The sequence below is a fragment of the Clavibacter zhangzhiyongii genome (genome assembly GCF_014775655.1).
Taxonomy (GTDB): Bacteria; Actinomycetota; Actinomycetes; order Actinomycetales; family Microbacteriaceae; genus Clavibacter; species Clavibacter zhangzhiyongii.
In genome coordinates, this window is the sequence record NZ_CP061274.1 from 2,269,281 (window position 1) to 2,287,272 (window position 17,992).

The following is a 17,992-nucleotide window of genomic DNA, read 5'->3' on the forward strand; positions in this document are numbered from 1 at the left end:
TCAGCCCTTCACGGCGCCGGCGGACATGCCGGACACCAGGTTGCGTTGGATGATCATGAAGAAGACCACGACCGGCAGCGAGAACAGCACGGATGCGGCCATCTGGGCACCGAAGTCGGTGCCGGTGGTCTGTGTGGTGAACGACGCCAGCCACACGGGCAGCGTGTAGTGCGACTGGTCCTGCATGAACGTGTTGGCGACGATGTAGTCGTTCCACGCCGCGATGAACGCGAACACGCTCGACGCGATGATGCCGGGCATCACGAGCGGGAACAGGATCCGCGTGAGCACCTGCCAGGTCGAGCACCCGTCGATGCGGGCGGCCTCCTCCAGCTCCACGGGGATCGCGAGGAAGAAGCCGCGCATCACCCAGATGGTGAAGGGCAGCACCGCCCCCACGTAGGCGAGCACGAGGCCGGCGTAGGTGCCGATGAGCCCGATCTGCGTGAAGATCAGGAACTGCGGGATGAGCAGCGCGGTCGCGGGCAGCATCTGCACCACGAGGATCGCCACCATGATCGGCCGGCGCCCGCGGAACGAGAAGCGGGAGAGCGCGGCGGCCGCCAGCAGCCCCAGCACGATGGAGAGCACGACCGCGCCCGCCACCACGACGGTCGAGTTCCGCAGGTAGAGCAGGAAGTCGCCGTTGGTGAACGCGGCCACGAAGTTCGCGAGCGTCGGATCCTCGGGGACGAACCCCGGCGTCCGGCTCATCGACTCGGAGCGCGGCTTGAAGGCGGTGTTCACCATCCAGTAGACGGGGAAGATCCACACGACGCAGAAGACCGCGGCGATGGAGTTCCCGAGCCACGGGCGGCGGCGGCGCCTCCGGGAGGAGCGGGCGGCGCTCCGGCGCTCCCGGCCCCCGCCCGCGACGACGGCCCGGGCCTCCTCCTCGGTCTCGGGCGCCACGGCGCCGGTGCCCGCGGGTGCTGTCGTGGTCACAGGTCTTCTCCCGATCGGATGAGGTTGCGGATGTAGAACGCCGTGAGCACCAGCAGGAGCAGCGTGGTGACGACCGAGATCGCCGCGCCCTGCCCGAGCTCGAAGCCGACGAACGCGGTCGTGTAGGTGAAGACGCCGAGCGTCGAGGTCGCGTCGTCGGGACCGCCCTGCGAGACGAGCCAGATCTGGTTGAAGACGTTGTAGTCCCAGATCACCGAGAGGATCGTCACGAGCAGCAGCGTGGGCTTGAGGAACGGCAGCGTGATGGTGCGGTACACCGCGAGCTCCGAGGCGCCGTCGAGGCGCACGGCCTCCTTCAGCTCCGGCGGGATCTGCGTCTCCGCGGCGTAGAGCGTCAGCGCGATGAACGGCACGGCCTGCCAGACGATGAGCATCCAGATGGACGTGTAGGCGAGGAACGCGTCGTTCGACCAGTCGACGTCGGTCATGTCGCCGAAGACCCCGAGCTGCGTGAGCATCCAGTTGACGACGCCGTAGCCCGGCTGGAACAGCCACTTCCACACGAGCGAGGAGGCGACGTTCGGCATGGCCCACGCGAAGATGAGCACGATGGTGACGGCGTAGCGGAACGGCGTGCTGATCCGGGTCATGAGGTGCGAGACGCCCGTGCCGATGACCACGCTGCCGATCACCATGGCGGCCGTGAAGAGGATCGTGCGCACGAGCGCCGCCCAGAACGCCGGCTCCTGCACGAGCTCGACGTAGTTGCCGAGCCCCACGCTCTCGTACGCGCCCGTGTAGAGGGTGCGCTGGTCGGAGTCGGTCGTCGAGGTGATGACGAGGTAGACGATGGGCGCGACGAGCACGACCAGCAGCACGAGGCCGGCCGGCGAGAGGAGCCAGGCGGGGGCGGAGCTGCCGCGTCGCGGGGACGGGCGGCCCGGGGATCCGACGGATCCGCGGGGCTTCGGCGGGCGCGTGCCGGTGAGGGCCACGGTGCCTCCTTCGGGTGGTGGTGCGGGTGTCGCGGACGGCGGGCGCGCGGGGCGCCGGACGGGTGCGGGGCGGGGCGCCGGTCGTCGGACCGGCGCCCCGCCGCGCGTCACTTGGAGTTGAGCTTCTCGTCGGCGGCGGAGTCGAAGTCCGCGGCCGCGGCCTCGGGGGTCTTCGTGCCGGAGGCGATGGAGGCGAACAGCTGGTTGATGCTCTTGTCGCCCTCGAGGTCGGCCCAGGCCCCGCTCGCGGGGGTGGCGTTCGAACGGAGCGCGGCGTCGAAGAAGCCCTTGTCGAGCGGCGACAGCGAGCTCGACGCGGCCTCGACGGCCTCGGTGCTGTTCGGGATCCACGTGTCGTTGCCGAAGACCCACTCCGACTGGATGTCGGGGCTGGCGGCGATCTTCGCCCACTGGAGCGCGAGCTCCGCGTTCTTCGACTTGGCGGCGATGCCCCAGTCGGATCCGCCCAGCATCACCGGCTGCGTCTCACCCGACTTGCCCGGCAGCGGGAAGCTGCCCAGGTCGTCGTCGGTCAGCTCCGGGTTGGCCTTCTTGATCATGTCGATGTAGCCGTTCGACGCGAGGATCGCGCTGGTGGTGCCGTCCGCGAAGACCTGCGTCTGGTCGGGCGCCGTGGTGTCGAGCGTGCGCGACGCCGCCGTGGAGTACGCGTTCTGGAACTCCTGGAAGTCGGCGAGGCCCTGCTGCGCCTTCGCGTCGCCGAAGGCCGGCGTCCACGTGCCGTCGTCCTCGGTGGCGATCTCGCCGCCCGCGTCCCACACGAACTGCATGCCCGCGAACCAGTACTGGCCCGGCATGTAGAAGGGCGAGAAGCCGTCGGTGGAGGAGTTGGCGGCGGCCACCTTCTCGAGCGCCGCCGTGAGCTCCTCGTAGGTGGTCGGCGCCTCGGTGACGCCGGCGTCCGCCCACATGGTCTTGTTGTAGATCACGGCGCGGGCGCCCGCGAAGCCGGGCACGGCGTACAGCTTGCCGTCGACGGTGGCCGGGGCCTCGAGGCCCTCGAGCCACGTCTGGCCCTGCGCGAGGTCGTCGCGGTACGACGTGAGGTCGAGCAGCCCGCCGTTCGCGGCGTAGCTCGCGACCTGCGTGTTGCCGATGTCGAGCACGTCCGGCGGGGTCGAGGTCGACAGCGCGGTGGCGACCTTGGTGGTGATGCCGTCCCACTGCTGGGTCTGCACCTTCACCTCCGCGCCGGTCTGCGCCGTGAACTCGTCGTTGATCGCCTTCATCGTCTCGTCGGTGTAGTCGCCGGTCATGACCCAGACGTTCAGGGTCTTGCCGTCGCCCTTCGTGGCGGCGATCTCCTGGGCGGATCCGTCGCCGGCCGCGGTCGTGCCGCCGCTCGAGCAGGCGGTGAGGGCGAGGACGGCGGCGAGGCCGAGGCCGGCCGTCAGTCTCATGTGTCGCATGGTGGTTCTCCTGGGGTTCGGTGCGGTGCGGTGCGGTGCGGTGCGTGTCGGGATGGTCGGGGAGGTCAGTAGACGCCGAGCTCGGCCTGGAGCATGAGCGAGGCGCCGCCGAGGAGCACGAGGTCGGCGTCGTCGTCGCTCATCCGGAGGGAGAGCGCGTCGCCGACGCTGGCGAGCGTGCGGGCGCGGATGGTGGCGAGGGTCGCGTCGCGGAGGGGCCCCTCGATGAGCTCGCGGGGGCCGGTGACGACGACGTGGTTGAGGTTGAGGGCGCTGATCACGGGCGCGATGACGACGCCGAGCGCGGATCCGGCGTCGCGGAGGGCCGCGTCGCGCGCGTCGTCCGCGAGGCCCTCGATGCGCCGGGCGAGGTAGCGGGCGCCGATCACCGTCTCGAGGCAGCCGGAGCGGCCGCAGGTGCAGGCCTCGCCGGCGTCGGGATCCCCGACCGTGACGTGGCCGATCTCCCCCGCCGCGAACTGCTCGCCCTGCACGAGCGCGCCGCCGATCACGAGGCCGACGCCCACGCCGTCCTCGATGGTGACGACCATGACGCTCTGCCCGGGCACCTCGCTGAACATGTGCATCCCGACGGCGGACAGGTTCGCGTCGTTGGCGATGCGCACGGGCACGCGGAAGTGGTCGGCGAGGCGCGCCCGGAGCGGCACGTCGGACCACTCGAGGTCGAGGGCCGCGCGCACGACGCCCTGGTCGTCGACGATGCCGGGCACCCCGACCGCGATGCCGAGGAGGCGGCGGGGCGTCTGCGCCACGAGGCGCTCGCTGAGGCGCACGACCTTGGCGACGGCCGCGTCGCCGGTGGCGCCGTCGACCTCGAGGGACGACTCGGCGAGCACCTCGCCGCGGAGGTTCATCACCGCCCCGACGAAGCGGCGGCCGTTGGAGAGGTCGAGGGCGACGATGTGGAAGGAGTCGGCGTCGATCTCGACGAGCTGAGCCGGCTTGCCGACGCGGGCGTCCTCGCGCTGCCCGACCTCGGCGACGATCCCGTCGGCCGCGAGCTCGCTGACGAGCACCGAGACGGTGGGGCGCGTCAGGCCGGACTCGCGGGCGAGGTCGGCGCGGCTCATGGCGCCGCGGTGGAACAGCGCCTGCAGCATCATCGAGCGGTTGTGCACCCGGTTGTGCTGCGGCAGCGACTTCGAGACGGCGCGGCGGGTGCGGGTGCCGGCGGGGCCGGAGGCGGCCGGGGCCAGTTCGGTGGGCATGCGCGCCATCTCCTCTCCATGCGGTCGACGTCGACCGCTTGGAGCGTTAGTAAATCCTCCTTACAAACGCGGTGTCAAGCGTTCGGCCGAGATCCGAACGCGAAATCTCCCGGAAACACGGCCCTGTGCGGCAGGATCCGTCGACGAACCCCTTGTGGCCGTCGGGTTTGTAATGTTTACTAACGAACGCGGCGCCGGAGCTGCGGCCGCATCGCGGTCCTCCGGAGGCGCAGGAGGAGTCACGGTGCGCATCGGGCTGGACATCGGCGGCACGAAGATCGAGGCGGTCGCCGTCGACGGCGACGACCTCGTGGTCTCCGCCCTCCGCCGCCCCGCCGGCCACGGCGGCGTCGAGGTCCTCGACAACGCCGTGCGCGCGGTCGAGGAGCTGGTCGCGCGCCTCGGCGAGCCCGTCGTCGCGTCCGTCGGCGTCGGCATCCCCGGCATGGTGGATCCCGCGACCGGCACCGTGCAGCACGCCGTCAACCTCGGCATCGACGGCTTCCCGTTCGGACCCGGCCTCGAGACGCGCCTCGGCGTCCCCGTCGCCCTCGAGAACGACGTGAACGCCGCGGCCGTCGGCGTCTCCCAGCTGCTCGGCCTGCGTGGATCCCTCGCCTACCTCAACGTCGGCACCGGCCTCGCGGCCGGCCTCGTCACCGACGGGGTCCTCCTCCGCGGGGCGCGCGGCGGCGCGGGCGAGATCGGGCACGTGCCCGTGGATCCCGCCGGCCTCCCCTGCCCCTGCGGCCAGCGCGGCTGCCTCGAGACGACGGCGTCCGGCGCGGGCGTCGCCCGGCAGTGGAGCGGCACCGGCGCGCACGCGGCGGTCGAGGTCTTCCGCGCGGCCGAGCGGGGCGACCCGCTGGCCCGGGACATCCGGCTGCGGCTCGCGGAGGGCATCGCCGCGGCGGTCCGGATCCTCGTGCTCACCAACGACGTCGACGCCGTGGTCGTCGGCGGCGGCGTCAGCCGGCTCGGCGCGCCCCTGCTCGACGACGTGCTCGGCGTGCTCGCCCGGCAGGCCGCGACCTCCCCGTTCCTCGCGAGCCTCGGCATCCCCGACCGCGTCCGCCTCCTCCCGCCCGAGCTGCCCGCGGCCTCCGTGGGCGCCGCGCTCCTGCGTCCCGCCCACGAGCTGGACCGCCCGCTGCCCCGCTGACCCGTCCCCGCACGACCCGCACGACCCGCACGACCCGGCATCCCCGATCGATGAAGATGGAGAGACGACATGACCGACCCCCGCCCCGCCGGCGACCACCCGCTCGGCGCCCGCCCCCTCAGCCGCCGGGCCCTGCTCGGCGGATCCGCGGCCGCCGTGGGCACCGCGCTCCTCGCGGCCCCGCAGGCCGCCTCCGCCTCCGGCCCGCTCCTCGGCGCCCCCGACCTCGGCTCCCCGACCGCGTCCCGCGCGCTCATGCGCAGCGCGAAGGGCGCGTACGAGTTCCTCGACGGCCGCGTCGACGAGTACGCGACCGGCAGCCAGCTCCGCCTCCCTCGCAGCTACCAGGGCGGCTTCTTCACCACGCCGACCTTCGACTTCGTGTCGTCGTTCGCGTACGACGACGCGCTCGTGATCCTCGCCTACCTCGGCCGCGGATCCCGCGCCGACGTCCGCCGCGCCACGGTCCTCGGCGACGCGCTCCTGTTCGTGCAGGCGAACGACCCGATCGGCGACGGCCGCACCCGCGCGTCGTACCAGCCGGACACGTTCCCGGCCACGGGAGCGCCGTCGGGGAACCTCGACATCGGCTCCCCCGCCGCGTACACCGGCAACCAGAGCTGGGTCGGCATGGCGTTCGCGCGGCTCTTCGTCGTGACGGGCCAGCGCCGGTTCCTCGACGGCGCCGTGCGGCTCGGGCGGTGGATCCGCGCCAACGCGACGGACACGACCCGCGCGCCGTACGGCTTCACGGGCGGACGGAACGCCGACGACCAGCCCATCACGTTCAAGTCGACCGAGCACAACATCGACGTCACGGGGTTCTTCACGCAGCTCGCCGAGCTCACGCGCGACGCGTCGTGGGCCGCGGACGCCGCGATCGCCCGGTCCTTCGTCGAGGCGATGCAGGATCCGGCCGACGGCCACCTCTGGACCGGCACCGACCCCGACGGCGTCACGGTCAACCGCACGGTCGTCCCCGAGGACGTGCACACGTGGGCCTACCTCGCGACCCTCGACCCGCGGTACTCCCGCGCGCTCGACTGGGTGGTGGCGAACCTGTCCGCGGTCGACGGCCCCTACACGGGCCCCTCCTACAGCGACACCGACACGAGCAAGGTGTGGTTCGAGGGCTCCGGGCACCTCGCCCTCTGCTTCCGCATCCGCCGCGCCCCCGGCGACAGGGCCCGCGCGATCGAGCTGTTCCGCAGCATCGAGGTCGCGCAGGTCGAGCAGCCGAACGGCGACGGGAAGGGCGTGGTCTCCGCCTCGAGCGACGGCCTCGACACGGGCTTCGGCGACATCTACTACGCGAGCCTGCACACGGGCGCGACCGCGTGGTTCCTCCTCGCCGCCACGCTCACCAACCCGTTCCGCCTCGGCGGACCGCGGTCGCGATGAGCGCCGCGCACGACGGCCGCGGGACGATCTCCCGCCGCGCCGCCCTCCTGGGGGTGGCGGGCCTCGGCGTCGCCGGGCTCGCCGCGACCGCTCCGCTCCCGTCCGGCGTGCCGGCGGCCCGGGCGGCGGCCGCCGTCGTCCCGTCCGCCGCCTCCGTCACGAGCGCCTTCGGGTTCCTCGCCGCGAAGCTCGACCAGCGGGCGACCGGATCCACCCTCCGCGTCCCGCAGAGCTACACGGGCGGCAGGCAGGGCGCCGCGGGCTTCGTGTCGAGCTTCGCCTACGACGACGCCATCATGATCCTCGCCTGGGTCGCCCGCGGCACCGCGGACGATCTGCAGCGCGCGACCGTCCTCGGCGACGCCCTGCTGTACGCGCAGGCGCACGACCCCATCGGCGACGGCCGCACGCGCGCGTCGTACCAGCCGGATCCGTTCATCACCGCGAGCGGGGCGCCGTACATCGGCTCCCCCGCGGCGAACACGGGCAACCAGGCGTGGGTGGGCATGGCCCTCGCGCGGCTCAGCCGCGCCACCGGGCAGAGCCGCTTCCTCGCGGGGGCGGTGCGGCTCGGCGACTGGATCCGCACGAGGACGCTCGACACGACCCGCGCCCCGTACGGCTACACGGGCGGGCGCGACGGATCCGACGTGCCGTACGCGTTCAAGTCGACGGAGCACGCCATCGACGTCCTCGCGTTCTTCACCATGCTCGCGACCCTCACCGGCGACGCCGCGTGGACCGGCCGCGCGGCGACGGCGTCGTCGTTCCTGGCGGCGATGCGGGACGCGTCCGACGGCCACCTGTGGACGGGCACCGACGTCGACGGCACGACGATCAACCGCACGCCCATCCCGGGCGACGTCCAGAACTGGGCGTACCTCGCCACCGGCAGCAGCGCGTACTCGCCCGCGGTCACGTGGGTCATCGGCCAGCTGGCCGCGACCGACGGCGGCTTCACCGGGTCGTCCTACAGCTCGGCCGACCGGTCGAAGGTGTGGTTCGAGGGCACGGCGCACCTGGCGCTGGCGGTGCGGGCGCGCGGCGCCACCGGGGATCCGGCGCGCTACGCCGACCTCATGGCCACGCTCGAGCGCGCGCAGTCCGCAGCTCCGATCGCGGACGGACGCGGCATCGTCGCGGCGTCGAGCGACGGCCTGGTCACGGGCTTCGGCGACACCTACGACGCGAGCCTGCACACCGGCGCCACGGCCTGGTACCTGCTCGCGGCGCTCGGGGCGAACCCCTTCCGCCTCTGACGCGCGTGCGGCCGACGGGTCCGGGCGCTCGGCGGAGCGCCCGGACCCGTCGCGGCTAGCCGAGCGCCTCGGGCCGCACCCAGTCCTTCCCGTGCACGTGCTGGTCGAGGAACGCGAGCACCGTGCGGTACCAGACCACCGACTGCTGCGGCTTCAGGATCCAGTGGTTCTCGTCCGGGAAGACGAGGAACCGGTGCGGCGTCGTGCCGTCGTCGGCGGCGTGGTGCTCGGCCAGCTCCGACCAGAGGCGCAGGCTCTCGCCGATCGGCACGCGGTAGTCGCGGTCGCCGTGGATCACGAGCATGGGCGTCACGATGTCGCGCACGGAGTGGTGCGGCGAGTTCCGGTCGAGCCCCTCGGCGGAGAAGATGCTCTGCCAGTACTGCGAGGAGTCGGTCGTCGGCCCGAACTGGTCGAGCGCCCACAGGCTCGCGTGGCTGACGATCGCGCGGAACCGGTCGGTGTGGCCGGCGACCCAGTTGGCCATGTAGCCGCCGAACGAGCCGCCCATCGCTGCGGTGCGCGACGCGTCGACGTCCTCGCGCGCCTCGACGGCGTCGGTGATCGACATGAGGTCGGTGTAGGGCGCCTCGCCCCACGCGTCCCAGCCGCGCGCGATGAAGTCGAGGCCGTAGCCGGTGCTGAGCGCGGGATCCGGCAGCAGCACCGCGTAGCCGCGGGCCACCATCACCTGCGGCGTCCAGCGCCAGCTCCAGGCGTTCCAGCTGTTGAGCGGGCCGCCGTGGATCCACAGCAGCAGCGGCGCGGGCGCCTCCGCCGACGCGCCGTCGGGCAGCACGAGCCAGCCGCGCACGCGGGCGCCGTCGGCGGCGGTCGTCTCGACCTCGGTCATGGTGCCGGTCGTCGGCGGGATGGGCGCGGGCGTCGCGAGCTCGGTGACGGATCCGTCGGCCGCCGACACGCGCACGGGGTGCGCGGGGGCCATCCACGAGGAGCGGAGGGCGAGCACGTCGCCCGACTCCCGGTCGACGCGCACGTCGGTGTACGAGTGGTCGTCGGTCGTGAGCTGCGTGACGGCGCCGTCGAGGCCGATGCGGAAGACAGGCCCGCGGCCGTCCTGGTCGGCCGTGACCACGAGCGCCTGCGAGTCGACGTCGAACTGCAGCGACGTCGGCCAGCGGTCCCAGTCGGCGGCGACGCGGCGGGCGTCGGATCCGTCGAGCGCCGACACCCAGATCTCCTGCTGCGTCGGCGCGGCGGGCGTCGCGCGGTCGGTGCGCACGTAGGCGAGGAGGGCGCCGTCGGGGCTGACGACGGGCGACTCGAGGTCGACGCCGGGCACGTCGAGGAGCGTCGTGCGCTCCCCCGTGGCGACGTCGATGGACACGAGCGCCTGGCGGGAGCCGCGGCGCTCCTTCACGCCGAGGGCGACGACGAGCGTGCGGCCGTCGGGGCTGATCGCGGCGGTGGCGTGCTCGAGCGTGCGCCCGGGACGCGGCGTGAGGTCGTGCGGGCGCGGGAGCGACGCGGGGTACGGCTGCGCGGTCGCGCCGGGCGCCGACGCCGCGGATCCGCCGTCCTCCCCCTCGGCCTCGGCGGCGAGCGCGGCGGCCGCGTCCGTGGCGGTGGGCCGGGCGGGCTCCTCCGCGAACGCGTCGCGGAGGTCGAGCGCGAGCAGGTGCGGCTCGTCGGGGCCGAGGTCGTGGTCCCAGTAGCGGACCGGGTAGCTCTCGTGCAGGATCGCGTTCACCTTGAGGTCGGCGCGGGCCTTCCTGGCCACGGCGTCGGCCTCGAGCGAGGCGGATCCGGGGAGCAGCGGCGCCTGCAGCACCACCGTCGCGGCGTCGCGCGCCACGGCCGCGATGCCGTCCACGCCGCCGACCAGCCGGGTGAGGGCGCGGGCCTCGCCGCCCGCGGCCGGCAGGATCCAGAGCTGGGCCGCGTCCTTCGCCTCCGCGTCGTCCGCGTCGGGGCGGGAGGAGACGAAGAGGAGGTCGCCGGTGGCGGTGAAGGCCGCGCCCGCCTCGCTCTTCGCGGAGCGGGTGAGGCGCTGCGGCACGCCGCCGCCCGCCGCGGGCACCACCCAGAGGGCGTGCCGGTAGCCGGTCCGGGCGGCGTCGAGGGTGGTGACGGTGAGCACCGCGCGGCGTCCGTCGGGCGAGAGCACGAGGCCGCCGAGGCGCGGGACGGCGATGAGGTCGTCGAGGTCGGAGAAGGGGCTGCGGGTGTCGGGCATGCCCCCACGCTAGCCGCGGCGACGGGCGCGGGGCTCCGTGGCGGCGCGCGCCGTCCGGGTCGCGCGTCCCGCCGCGCCCCGCCCCCCGCGCGGCGCGACCCCCGTCCGCGGGCCGGGAGGATCGCCCGCTCCCCGCTAGGATCGGTGCCATGGAGCGGCGAGCCGGTCGGGTCGGGAGGCCTGCGCGGGTGTCACGGAGGCTCATCGCGGAGGCCGCCCTCGAGGTCGGCCTCAGCACCCTCACCCTCACCTCCCTCGCGCATCGCCTCGGCGTCGACCACTCGACGCTGTACCGGCACGTCGCCAGCCGCGAGGACATCGTGCTGCTCGCCTGCGACACCGCGATCGCCCGCATGGACTGGCCCCGGGTGCCCGACCTCACCGCCGACGAGCTCGTCGCGCCGGACGGGCTCGCGTGGCGCCGCTACCTGGAGCAGGCCGTCGAGCGCGTCTGGGACATGTACGACCGGCACCCCGGCCTCGCGAGCGCCATCCACCACCTCGACACCGCGCCCGACCAGGCCATCCTCCGCTTCACCGGCGCGATCCGCGACCTCACCCGCATGGGCTTCCCCGAGGCGGAGGCCGTCCTGGTGCTCGACGTCGTGCTCGACATCGCGGTGGAGTCGTACGTCGGCTGGGAGCGCGTCCTCGCCCTCGGCCCCGCGGACGTCGTGCGCCCCGCGTCCTCCGCGCCCCTCGACGACGCGGCGATGCCCGCCGCCGTGGGTCGCGGGCTGCTCGCCATCGCCGCCGACGAGCGCGCCGTCGACGCGGACGCCGCCGCTGCGGTGGCCGCCACGCACGCCGCGCGCCGCAGCGCCCCCGCGCACTCGTCCGGCACGCCCGACCCCCTGCACGCCCGCGAGGAGGAGGCGCAGCGCGCCGCGCTCCGCTCCGTGGACCGCGTGACCGCGCGCTTCGCGGGCGAGGTGTCGACGGGATCCGCCGCGACGCCGCGCGACTGGTGGCGCCGCAAGCTCGGCGTGGTGCTCGACGGCGTGGGCCGGCTGCGCGTGCCGGCGTCGCCCCGCGACGAGCGCTAGGAGCCGGCCGGATCCTCGGCGCCGGCCGCGTGCGCCGCGAGCACGGGCGCCAGCACGGCGCGGACGGCGGCCGCCCCGTCGTCGTTGAGGTGCAGCCGGTCGTCGGTGAGGGTCGGGTCGAGCTCGCCGTCGCCGAAGCCGAGGGCGGGCCAGAGGTCCACGTACTCCGCCCGGACGACGGGCGCGAACTGGCGCAGGTGCACGTTCACGACGCGGATCCGCTCGGCGTGCTCCCGCCCGCGCGGCGGCACCGAGAGCAGGACGATGCGCGCGGTCGGCAGGTCGCGACGCAGGTGCGCGAGGACGGTCTCGAGCGTGCGGACCGTCTGCTCGGGCCCGCGGCGGGCGGCCCCGAGGTCGTGGGTGCCGCAGGAGAGGACGACCGTCGACGGATCCGCGGCCACCGCCTCCGGCAGGAGGGCGAGCACGTCGTCGGCGGTCTGGCCGGCACGGCCGAGGTCGAGGACGCCGGCGGTCGCGCCCTCCTCCGCGTCCGGGCCGGGGACGAGCCGATCCCAGCCGCCGTCCCCCGTGAGGCTGTCGCCCAGGAGGGCGATCGTGCGGATGCGCGGAGCCATGGATCCACCTCTCGTCGTGCCCATCATGGTCCCCGCCCCCGGGGATGTCACGGGTCCGCCGCGGCCGTCAGCCGGGCCGGCGGCGGGTGACCCGGCGCCACCACCGACGCGGGCGGGGCGCCGCGACGAGCACGGCGACGGCGATCACGAGCGGAAGGGAGAGGATCACCGCGACGACCGCACCGGCCTGGCCGGGGCTGACCGCCATCCCGAGCACGTCGACCGTGACGCGGGACGCGGCGCCGTCCGTGAGGTCGGTGGTGCTGCGCGCCCGCCCGTCGTCCACGGGCATGGGCTTCCACGCCTCCGAGGCGGCCGGATCCGGATCCGCGGCGTCGGGGGCGCCCGCGCCCGTGGGGGTGCGGGCGGTCTGCGCCGGGTCCTCCCCCGCGAGGATCGCGAGGTCCGCCCGCGCCTGCACGGGCGCGGAGACGCTCATGGTGACCGCCGTCGCCAGCCCGGCCGACGCGAGGGCGATGCCCACGAGCGTCAGGACGATGAGGCCGATGCGCGGCGCCCCCATCCGCCGCCTCACCGGGCGGCCTCCTCGAGCGGCCGCTCCGTCGCGCGACGCCGGGAGGCGGCGAGCGCCTTCCCGGTGATGCGCGTCGCCATCGACGTGAAGATCACGCCGTGGAACGGGAGGATCGAGAACCAGTACAGCCGGCCGGCGAGGCCGGACGGGAAGAAGATGGCGCGCTGGCGGTAGTCGCTGCCGCCGCCCTCGCGCGGCGTCGCGCTGAGCTCCAGCCAGGCCTCGCCGGGCAGCTTCATCTCAGCGCGCAGGCGGAGCGACGATCCGCGCTCGATGTGCTCGACGCGCCAGAAGTCGAGCGCGTCCCCGGTCTGCAGCGTGGTCGCGCTGCGACGGCCGCGGCGGAGGCCCACGCCCCCCACGAGCTTGTCCATCCAGCCGCGGGCGGCCCAGGCGACGGGCAGCGAGTACCAGCCGTTGTCGCCGCCGATCGACTCGATCACGGCCCAGAGGTCCTCGGGCGCGGCGTCGGTCGAGCGCTCCTTGAGGTCGAGGTAGACGGTGTGGCCCGACCACTCGGGGTCGCTCGGCAGCAGGTCGCTGGGCGCGCCGACCACGGCCGAGTCCTTCCAGCTGGTCTCGACCACGCCGTCGCGCATCCGCCCGAGCGCGAGGCGCACGGCCCGGCGGTAGCCGGTGAGCCCGCCCTCGGGGTCGGGGATGTACGTGGAGATGTCGTGCTCCCCCATCACGCAGTCGTACTGCAGCGACTCGATGATCGGCACCGCGAGCGTGCGCGGGATCGGCGTGACGACGTTGACCCAGTGCGCGGCGAGCCGCGGCGCGAAGATCGGGATGGACGCGATGGGCCGCTGCGGCAGGCCCGCCTCGACCGCGTAGCCGTTCATCATCTGGCCGTAACGGAGAACGTCGGGCCCGCCGATGTCGAAGGTGCGGTTGAGGTCGTCGGGCAGGTCGGCCGCGGCGACGAGGTAGTAGAGCACGTCGCGGATCGCGATGGGCTGGATGAAGTTGCGCACCCAGCCGGGCGCGGGCATGAAGGGGAGCACCTCGGTGAGGTGGCGGATCATCTCGAACGAGGTGGAGCCGGATCCGATGACCACGCCCGCCTGCAGCGCGATGGTCGGCACGCCGCTCGCGAGGAGCACGTCGCCGACGGCCTTGCGGCTCGCCAGGTGCTTCGAGAGCTGGTCGGCGTCGGGGTGCAGACCGCCGAGGTAGACGATGCGGCCGACGCCCGCGGCCTCCGCGGCCTCGGCGACGTGCTCGGCGGAGGCGCGCTCGGAGGAGGCGAAGTCGCCCTTCGCGCCCATGCCGTGCACGAGGTAGTAGAGGACGTCGACGTCCTGCACGGCGGGGCCGAGCGTCGAGGCGTCGGAGAGGTCGCCGCGGACCACCTCCACGTCGTCCCGCCACGGCACGTCGGTGAGACGGCGGGGGTCGCGGACGAGCACGCGCACCCGGAAGCCCGCCTCGAGGAGGCGGGGCACGAGCCGACCGCCGATGTATCCCGTCGCTCCGGTCACGAGGGCGAGACGGGAGGCGGAGCTCGGCGAAGTCATTCCCTCACGCTAGGCAATCAGCCTGGCAAGCGGCTCCCAGGAGCCGGGACGGGAGGTGGGCAGGACCCGGATCAGCCCTCGGCGGACTCCAGCTCGGCGAGGTACCGGCGCCAGATGGCGCCGTGCTCCGCCTCGCACGTGGACCAGTCGACGGGACGGCCGTGGACCAGGTCCTCCAGCAGGTCGAGGTGCAGGCGCCAGCTGGCCTTGAGCACGTTCGCGATGCCGGCCGGCAGGACCCCGGAGACCGTGACGACGAGGTCCGTCTGCCGATCGCGCGGACCGCCGGGCACCTCCTCCAGGCTGAGGTGGAAGCGCGCGGTGACCTCGCCCTCGTGCACGAACGTGTACTCGATGCAGCGGCCCTCGTCGAAGCGCGTGATGATGCCGCCGGACGCGGTGGCGAGGCTCAGGTCGGGGGCGCTCATCCACTCGAACCAGAACTCGCCGCCCTCCTCGGGCTCGATGGAGGCCTCGGCGAGCCAGCCGGAGACCATGTCGGCGTCGGAGACCGCGTCCCACACGATGAGGGCGGGGAGGTCGATGAGACGACGGAAGACGAAGCGGTAGGGCAGGAAGACGGTCGACGCCCGGGCCTCCGACAGCACGGCGCCGGGCAGCGAGGGGAACCGCTCGCGCATCTCGCGCAGCACGCGGGCGTCGTCGTCGAGGCCGTGCGAGGGGGGCATGCCCTCGTCGAGCTCGCGGGAGGCGAGGCGCGCCTCGGTGGCGTCGGCGTAGTCGAGGGCGGGTGCTCCTCCGCGGCGGCGGGCGGGCGCGGCGTGCTCGGCGCGCGGGTCGGACGGCTCGCTGGCCTGTCCGGGGGTGTGATCGGGATCCACGTCCTGAGCCTAGGCGGGTCGCGCCGTCCGCCGCCGTCGGATTCCACACATGCCGCAGACGCGACGCCGAGCGGACGTCGACCGCGCGTCGCCGGGCGCGCGCGGGGCCGCCCGTATCCTGGACGCCGGCGCACGGGCGGGTCCGGCGCCGGGACAGGGACGAAGATGCCTCGTACGCTCGCGCTCGCCGTCGACTTCGGCGGCACCAAGGTGGAGTCCGCGCTCGTGGACGACGCGGGCCGCGTGCTCGAGGGCAGTCGCTCCCGCCGGCCCACCGGATCCGGGCGATCCGCCGACGAGCTGCTCGACGCCGTCGCCGTCGTCGCGCGCCGGGCCGTCGCCGCCCTCCCCGCGGGCGCCGAGCTGGTCGGCGTCGGCGTCGCCGCCGCGGGTCCGGTGGACGTGGGGCGCGGCCTGGTCTCGCCGCTCAACGTGCCGGCCTGGCGCGGCTTCCCGCTGCGCGACCGCGTCGCCGAGCTCGTGCCCGACGTGCCGGTGACGCTGCAGATGGACGGCCTCGCCATCACCCTCGCCGAGCACTGGGTCGGCGCCGGCCGTGGCCACGACCACGTGATGGGCATGATCGTCTCCACGGGCATCGGCGGCGGGCTCGTGCTCGGCGGCCGGACCGCCGCGGGATCCACGGGCAACGCGGGCCATGTCGGGCACATCGAGGTCGCCGGCTTCGACGACCCGTGCGCGTGCGGCGGCAGCGGCTGCGTGGAGGCCGTCGCCTCGGGCCCCCGGAGCGTCGCGTGGGCGCGCGCGCAGGGCTGGACGGGATCCACCGGCGAGGACCTCGCGGCCGGGTACCGCGCGGGCGACGAGCTCGCGGTCGCGGCCGTGCGACGCGCCGGCCTCGCGATCGGCCGGGCCATCGCGTCGGCCGCCTCGCTCGTGGACCTCGACGTCGTGGCCGTCGGCGGCGGCTTCAGCCGGGTGACGCCGGACCTCCTCGACATGATCCGCGAGCCGATCGCGCTCCGCGAGCGGTTCGGCTTCGTGACCAAGACGCGCGTGGTGCCGTCCGGGCTCTCCGAGGACGGCCCCCTCGTGGGCGCCGGCGCGCTCGTGCACCGCCGGGAGATGGTCCCGAGCTTCTGACGGCGATCGCCGGGCGGGTCCCCCGGACCCTCCCGGCGATCGCCGCGTCGCGCCTCCCGGCCTAGGAGAGCTCGGCGTAGAGCGGGCTCGTGTAGAACCAGAGGTCCTCCCACGGGTCCGCGTCGCCCAGCACGTCGATGGCGGGGCCGGCCGGGTCGATCGCCGCGCCGAGGAAGCCGGGCTGCTGGCGCTTCCCGTCGGTGCCGCGGAGGCGCACGTAGAAGCGGTCGCCGGGCGGCGTGATCTCGAGCGAGAGGCGGTACCCGCCGGGGATCGCCGTGAGGCGCGACACCGGGAGCTGCGCGACGACGCGCGTGGCGGGCGCCGTCATGGCGTCGCGGTCGGCGGCGGGGCCGTCGATGCGGCCGACGATGACGTCCACGCGCGCGAGCTCGGGCACGAAGCCGGCGCGGTTCGGTCGCGCGGCCGTCGTGATGTCGGCCGTCACGGTCACCTTGCGGTCGCGCTTGCCCGTGAGCGTGCCGCCCAGCGGGATCGTGCGGCCGCGCTCGAGGACGAGGCGCGCGTCGATGGCGTCGATGAGCCCGCCGTGGTCGACCCACACGCGGCCGGCGCGGATCGCGTCGAGCACGGACGTGTGGTCCTGGCGGACCGCGCCCACGTGGGTGCGGCTGTAGTGGCCGGGCCAGAAGTCGTTCTCGTCGGTGTCGACGCCGCCGCGGTAGACGGGATCCACCATGCGGCCGTCGCGGTCGTAGTCGCTGCCGGGGCCGACCTCGGTGGTGTCGAGGTAGACGTTGTGGCTGTCGCTCGTGGCCGTGACGATGAAGTGCCGCCCCTCGGCGAGCATCGAGTCCCAGACGCCGCCGACCGTGGCGGTGACCCAGTCGAAGCCGCCCCAGGTGCGGTACGACTCGGCCGGGTAGCCGGGGAAGGAGTACGTGCCGGGCGCGTTGCCGTAGAGGCCGCGCCCGCCGGCCGTGCTGTGCGGGGACGGCAGGCCGCCCGCCTGGTGGCCGGGCGCGCCCTCCATGCCGAGGACCACGCGCGGGCCGGCGTCCTGCCACGCGCGCAGCTCGTGCGGCGAGTCGATGCCCTGGCGCGAGGGGTGGTTGGGGAGCATCACGGCGTCCTTGACGCGGCGCGAGGCGACGGCCTGGTCGAGGAAGCGGATCCCCTCGATCGCGAGCGCCTCGTTGGCCGGGGTGCCGTCGCGCGTGCCCTTGACGCGGGCGTCCCAGCGCTCCTCGATCTCCTTGAGGACGCCGATCGCGTCGCCCTGCGGGTGCACGAAGACGGTCGCGTGCTCGGCGCCGGGGATGTTCCACTCGAGGCCGTGGAAGATCACGATCTCGGAGCCGAACTCCTTGCGCGCCTCCTCGATGAAGGGGACGATCTGGTCGACGCTGCCCTTCGTGGCGTGCGCGGTGTTGCCGTGGTCGGTGAGCACGATCCACTGCACGCCGTTCGCGACGGCCTGGCGGATGTGGTCGCGGACGCGGTACTTGCCGTCGTTGCTGAAGAGGGTGTGGACGTGATGGTCGCCCTCGAGCCAGAGGTAGCCGCCGACCTTGGCGGGGGCGCCGGCCGCGCGGGCGGCGGGGGCGGATCCGAGCGCGGCGACGGCCGCTCCGGCGCCCACCGCCGCGCCTGTCTGGAGCAGGTGCCTGCGGCTCACCGTCGTGCGGGCGTCGTTCGTCATGCGTGTCCTCCGTGTCGCTGTGCGGGTGCATTCCGCACCCTGCCGAATCGACGCGACGGGAGGTGGATCCCGGGTGGACGACGGGAGGTCGGGAGGTGAACGGAGCGGACGCGCGGCGCGGG

The 17,992-nt window shown here is 74.3% G+C and carries 15 protein-coding genes; 5 read left to right on the forward strand and 10 right to left on the reverse strand.

The features are described 5' to 3' along the window. The 4 genes from H9X71_RS10765 to H9X71_RS10780 all read right to left on the reverse strand — a co-directional run bounded on the left by H9X71_RS10765 (window position 1) and on the right by H9X71_RS10780 (window position 4,560). Window positions 1-945, reverse strand: coding sequence for a carbohydrate ABC transporter permease (locus tag H9X71_RS10765; protein ID WP_213003946.1), 945 nt, complete (start codon window positions 943-945; stop codon window positions 1-3). Further along, window positions 942-1,901 carry a carbohydrate ABC transporter permease gene (locus H9X71_RS10770; protein ID WP_191147091.1) on the reverse strand — a complete coding sequence of 320 codons (960 nt, stop codon included), beginning with the start codon at window positions 1,899-1,901 and terminating at the stop codon, window positions 942-944. Before H9X71_RS10770 ends, H9X71_RS10765 begins: the two co-directional genes overlap by 4 nt. Before the next feature lie 107 nt (window positions 1,902-2,008). Then, window positions 2,009-3,322, reverse strand: a complete 1,314-nt coding sequence (locus H9X71_RS10775; RefSeq protein WP_213003947.1) for an extracellular solute-binding protein — start codon at window positions 3,320-3,322, stop codon at window positions 2,009-2,011. Between the two features lie 74 nt (window positions 3,323-3,396). Next, window positions 3,397-4,560 carry an ROK family transcriptional regulator gene (locus H9X71_RS10780; protein WP_191147093.1) on the reverse strand — a complete coding sequence of 388 codons (1,164 nt, stop codon included), beginning with the start codon at window positions 4,558-4,560 and terminating at the stop codon, window positions 3,397-3,399. 244 nt (window positions 4,561-4,804) lie between these two features. Here H9X71_RS10780 and H9X71_RS10785 point away from each other — a divergent pair, with 244 nt between their 5' ends. From H9X71_RS10785 to H9X71_RS10795, 3 genes are all read left to right on the forward strand, one after another. Then, on the forward strand, window positions 4,805-5,722 hold the full coding sequence (locus H9X71_RS10785; RefSeq protein ID WP_191147094.1) for an ROK family protein: 918 nt from the start codon (window positions 4,805-4,807) through the stop codon (window positions 5,720-5,722). Window positions 5,723-5,791: 69 nt separating this feature from the next. Further along, window positions 5,792-7,123: a hypothetical protein gene (locus tag H9X71_RS10790; protein ID WP_191147095.1), complete on the forward strand. Its 1,332-nt coding sequence runs from the start codon at window positions 5,792-5,794 to the stop codon at window positions 7,121-7,123. Next, window positions 7,120-8,382: a hypothetical protein gene (locus H9X71_RS10795; RefSeq protein WP_191147096.1), complete on the forward strand. Its 1,263-nt coding sequence runs from the start codon at window positions 7,120-7,122 to the stop codon at window positions 8,380-8,382. Before H9X71_RS10790 ends, H9X71_RS10795 begins: the two co-directional genes overlap by 4 nt. 55 nt (window positions 8,383-8,437) lie before the next feature. On the opposite strand, the gene H9X71_RS10800 is transcribed toward H9X71_RS10795, so the two are convergent. After that, window positions 8,438-10,579: a S9 family peptidase gene (locus tag H9X71_RS10800; protein ID WP_191147097.1), complete on the reverse strand. Its 2,142-nt coding sequence runs from the start codon at window positions 10,577-10,579 to the stop codon at window positions 8,438-8,440. Between the two features lie 188 nt (window positions 10,580-10,767). On the opposite strand from H9X71_RS10800, the gene H9X71_RS10805 reads away from it, so the two are divergent. Next, window positions 10,768-11,625: a TetR/AcrR family transcriptional regulator gene (locus H9X71_RS10805; protein WP_244961577.1), complete on the forward strand. Its 858-nt coding sequence runs from the start codon at window positions 10,768-10,770 to the stop codon at window positions 11,623-11,625. Here the strand turns inward: H9X71_RS10805 and H9X71_RS10810 are convergent. The 4 genes from H9X71_RS10810 to H9X71_RS10825 form a co-directional block, all read right to left on the reverse strand. Next, a complete protein-coding gene (locus H9X71_RS10810) occupies window positions 11,622-12,203 on the reverse strand; it encodes a GDSL-type esterase/lipase family protein (RefSeq protein ID WP_244961579.1) in 582 nt (193 codons plus the stop codon). The genes H9X71_RS10805 and H9X71_RS10810 overlap by 4 nt on opposite strands. 67 nt (window positions 12,204-12,270) lie before the next feature. Next, window positions 12,271-12,738, reverse strand: a complete 468-nt coding sequence (locus tag H9X71_RS10815; RefSeq protein WP_191147100.1) for a hypothetical protein — start codon at window positions 12,736-12,738, stop codon at window positions 12,271-12,273. Continuing rightward, complete coding sequence (locus tag H9X71_RS10820) at window positions 12,735-14,261, reverse strand: SDR family oxidoreductase (RefSeq protein WP_191147101.1); 1,527 nt, start codon at window positions 14,259-14,261, stop codon at window positions 12,735-12,737. The genes H9X71_RS10815 and H9X71_RS10820 overlap by 4 nt, the downstream gene beginning before the upstream one ends. 71 nt (window positions 14,262-14,332) lie before the next feature. After that, window positions 14,333-15,103, reverse strand: a complete 771-nt coding sequence (locus tag H9X71_RS10825; protein WP_191147102.1) for an SRPBCC domain-containing protein — start codon at window positions 15,101-15,103, stop codon at window positions 14,333-14,335. 165 nt (window positions 15,104-15,268) lie between these two features. Here H9X71_RS10825 and H9X71_RS10830 point away from each other — a divergent pair, with 165 nt between their 5' ends. After that, window positions 15,269-16,207 carry an ROK family protein gene (locus H9X71_RS10830; protein WP_191147103.1) on the forward strand — a complete coding sequence of 313 codons (939 nt, stop codon included), beginning with the start codon at window positions 15,269-15,271 and terminating at the stop codon, window positions 16,205-16,207. Between the two features lie 61 nt (window positions 16,208-16,268). Here H9X71_RS10830 and H9X71_RS10835 read toward each other — a convergent pair whose 3' ends face one another. After that, the gene (locus H9X71_RS10835) at window positions 16,269-17,870 is read right to left on the reverse strand and encodes a PHP domain-containing protein (protein ID WP_191147104.1); all 1,602 of its coding nucleotides are present in this window, start codon (window positions 17,868-17,870) and stop codon (window positions 16,269-16,271) included. Between the last annotated feature and the right edge of the window lie 122 nt (window positions 17,871-17,992).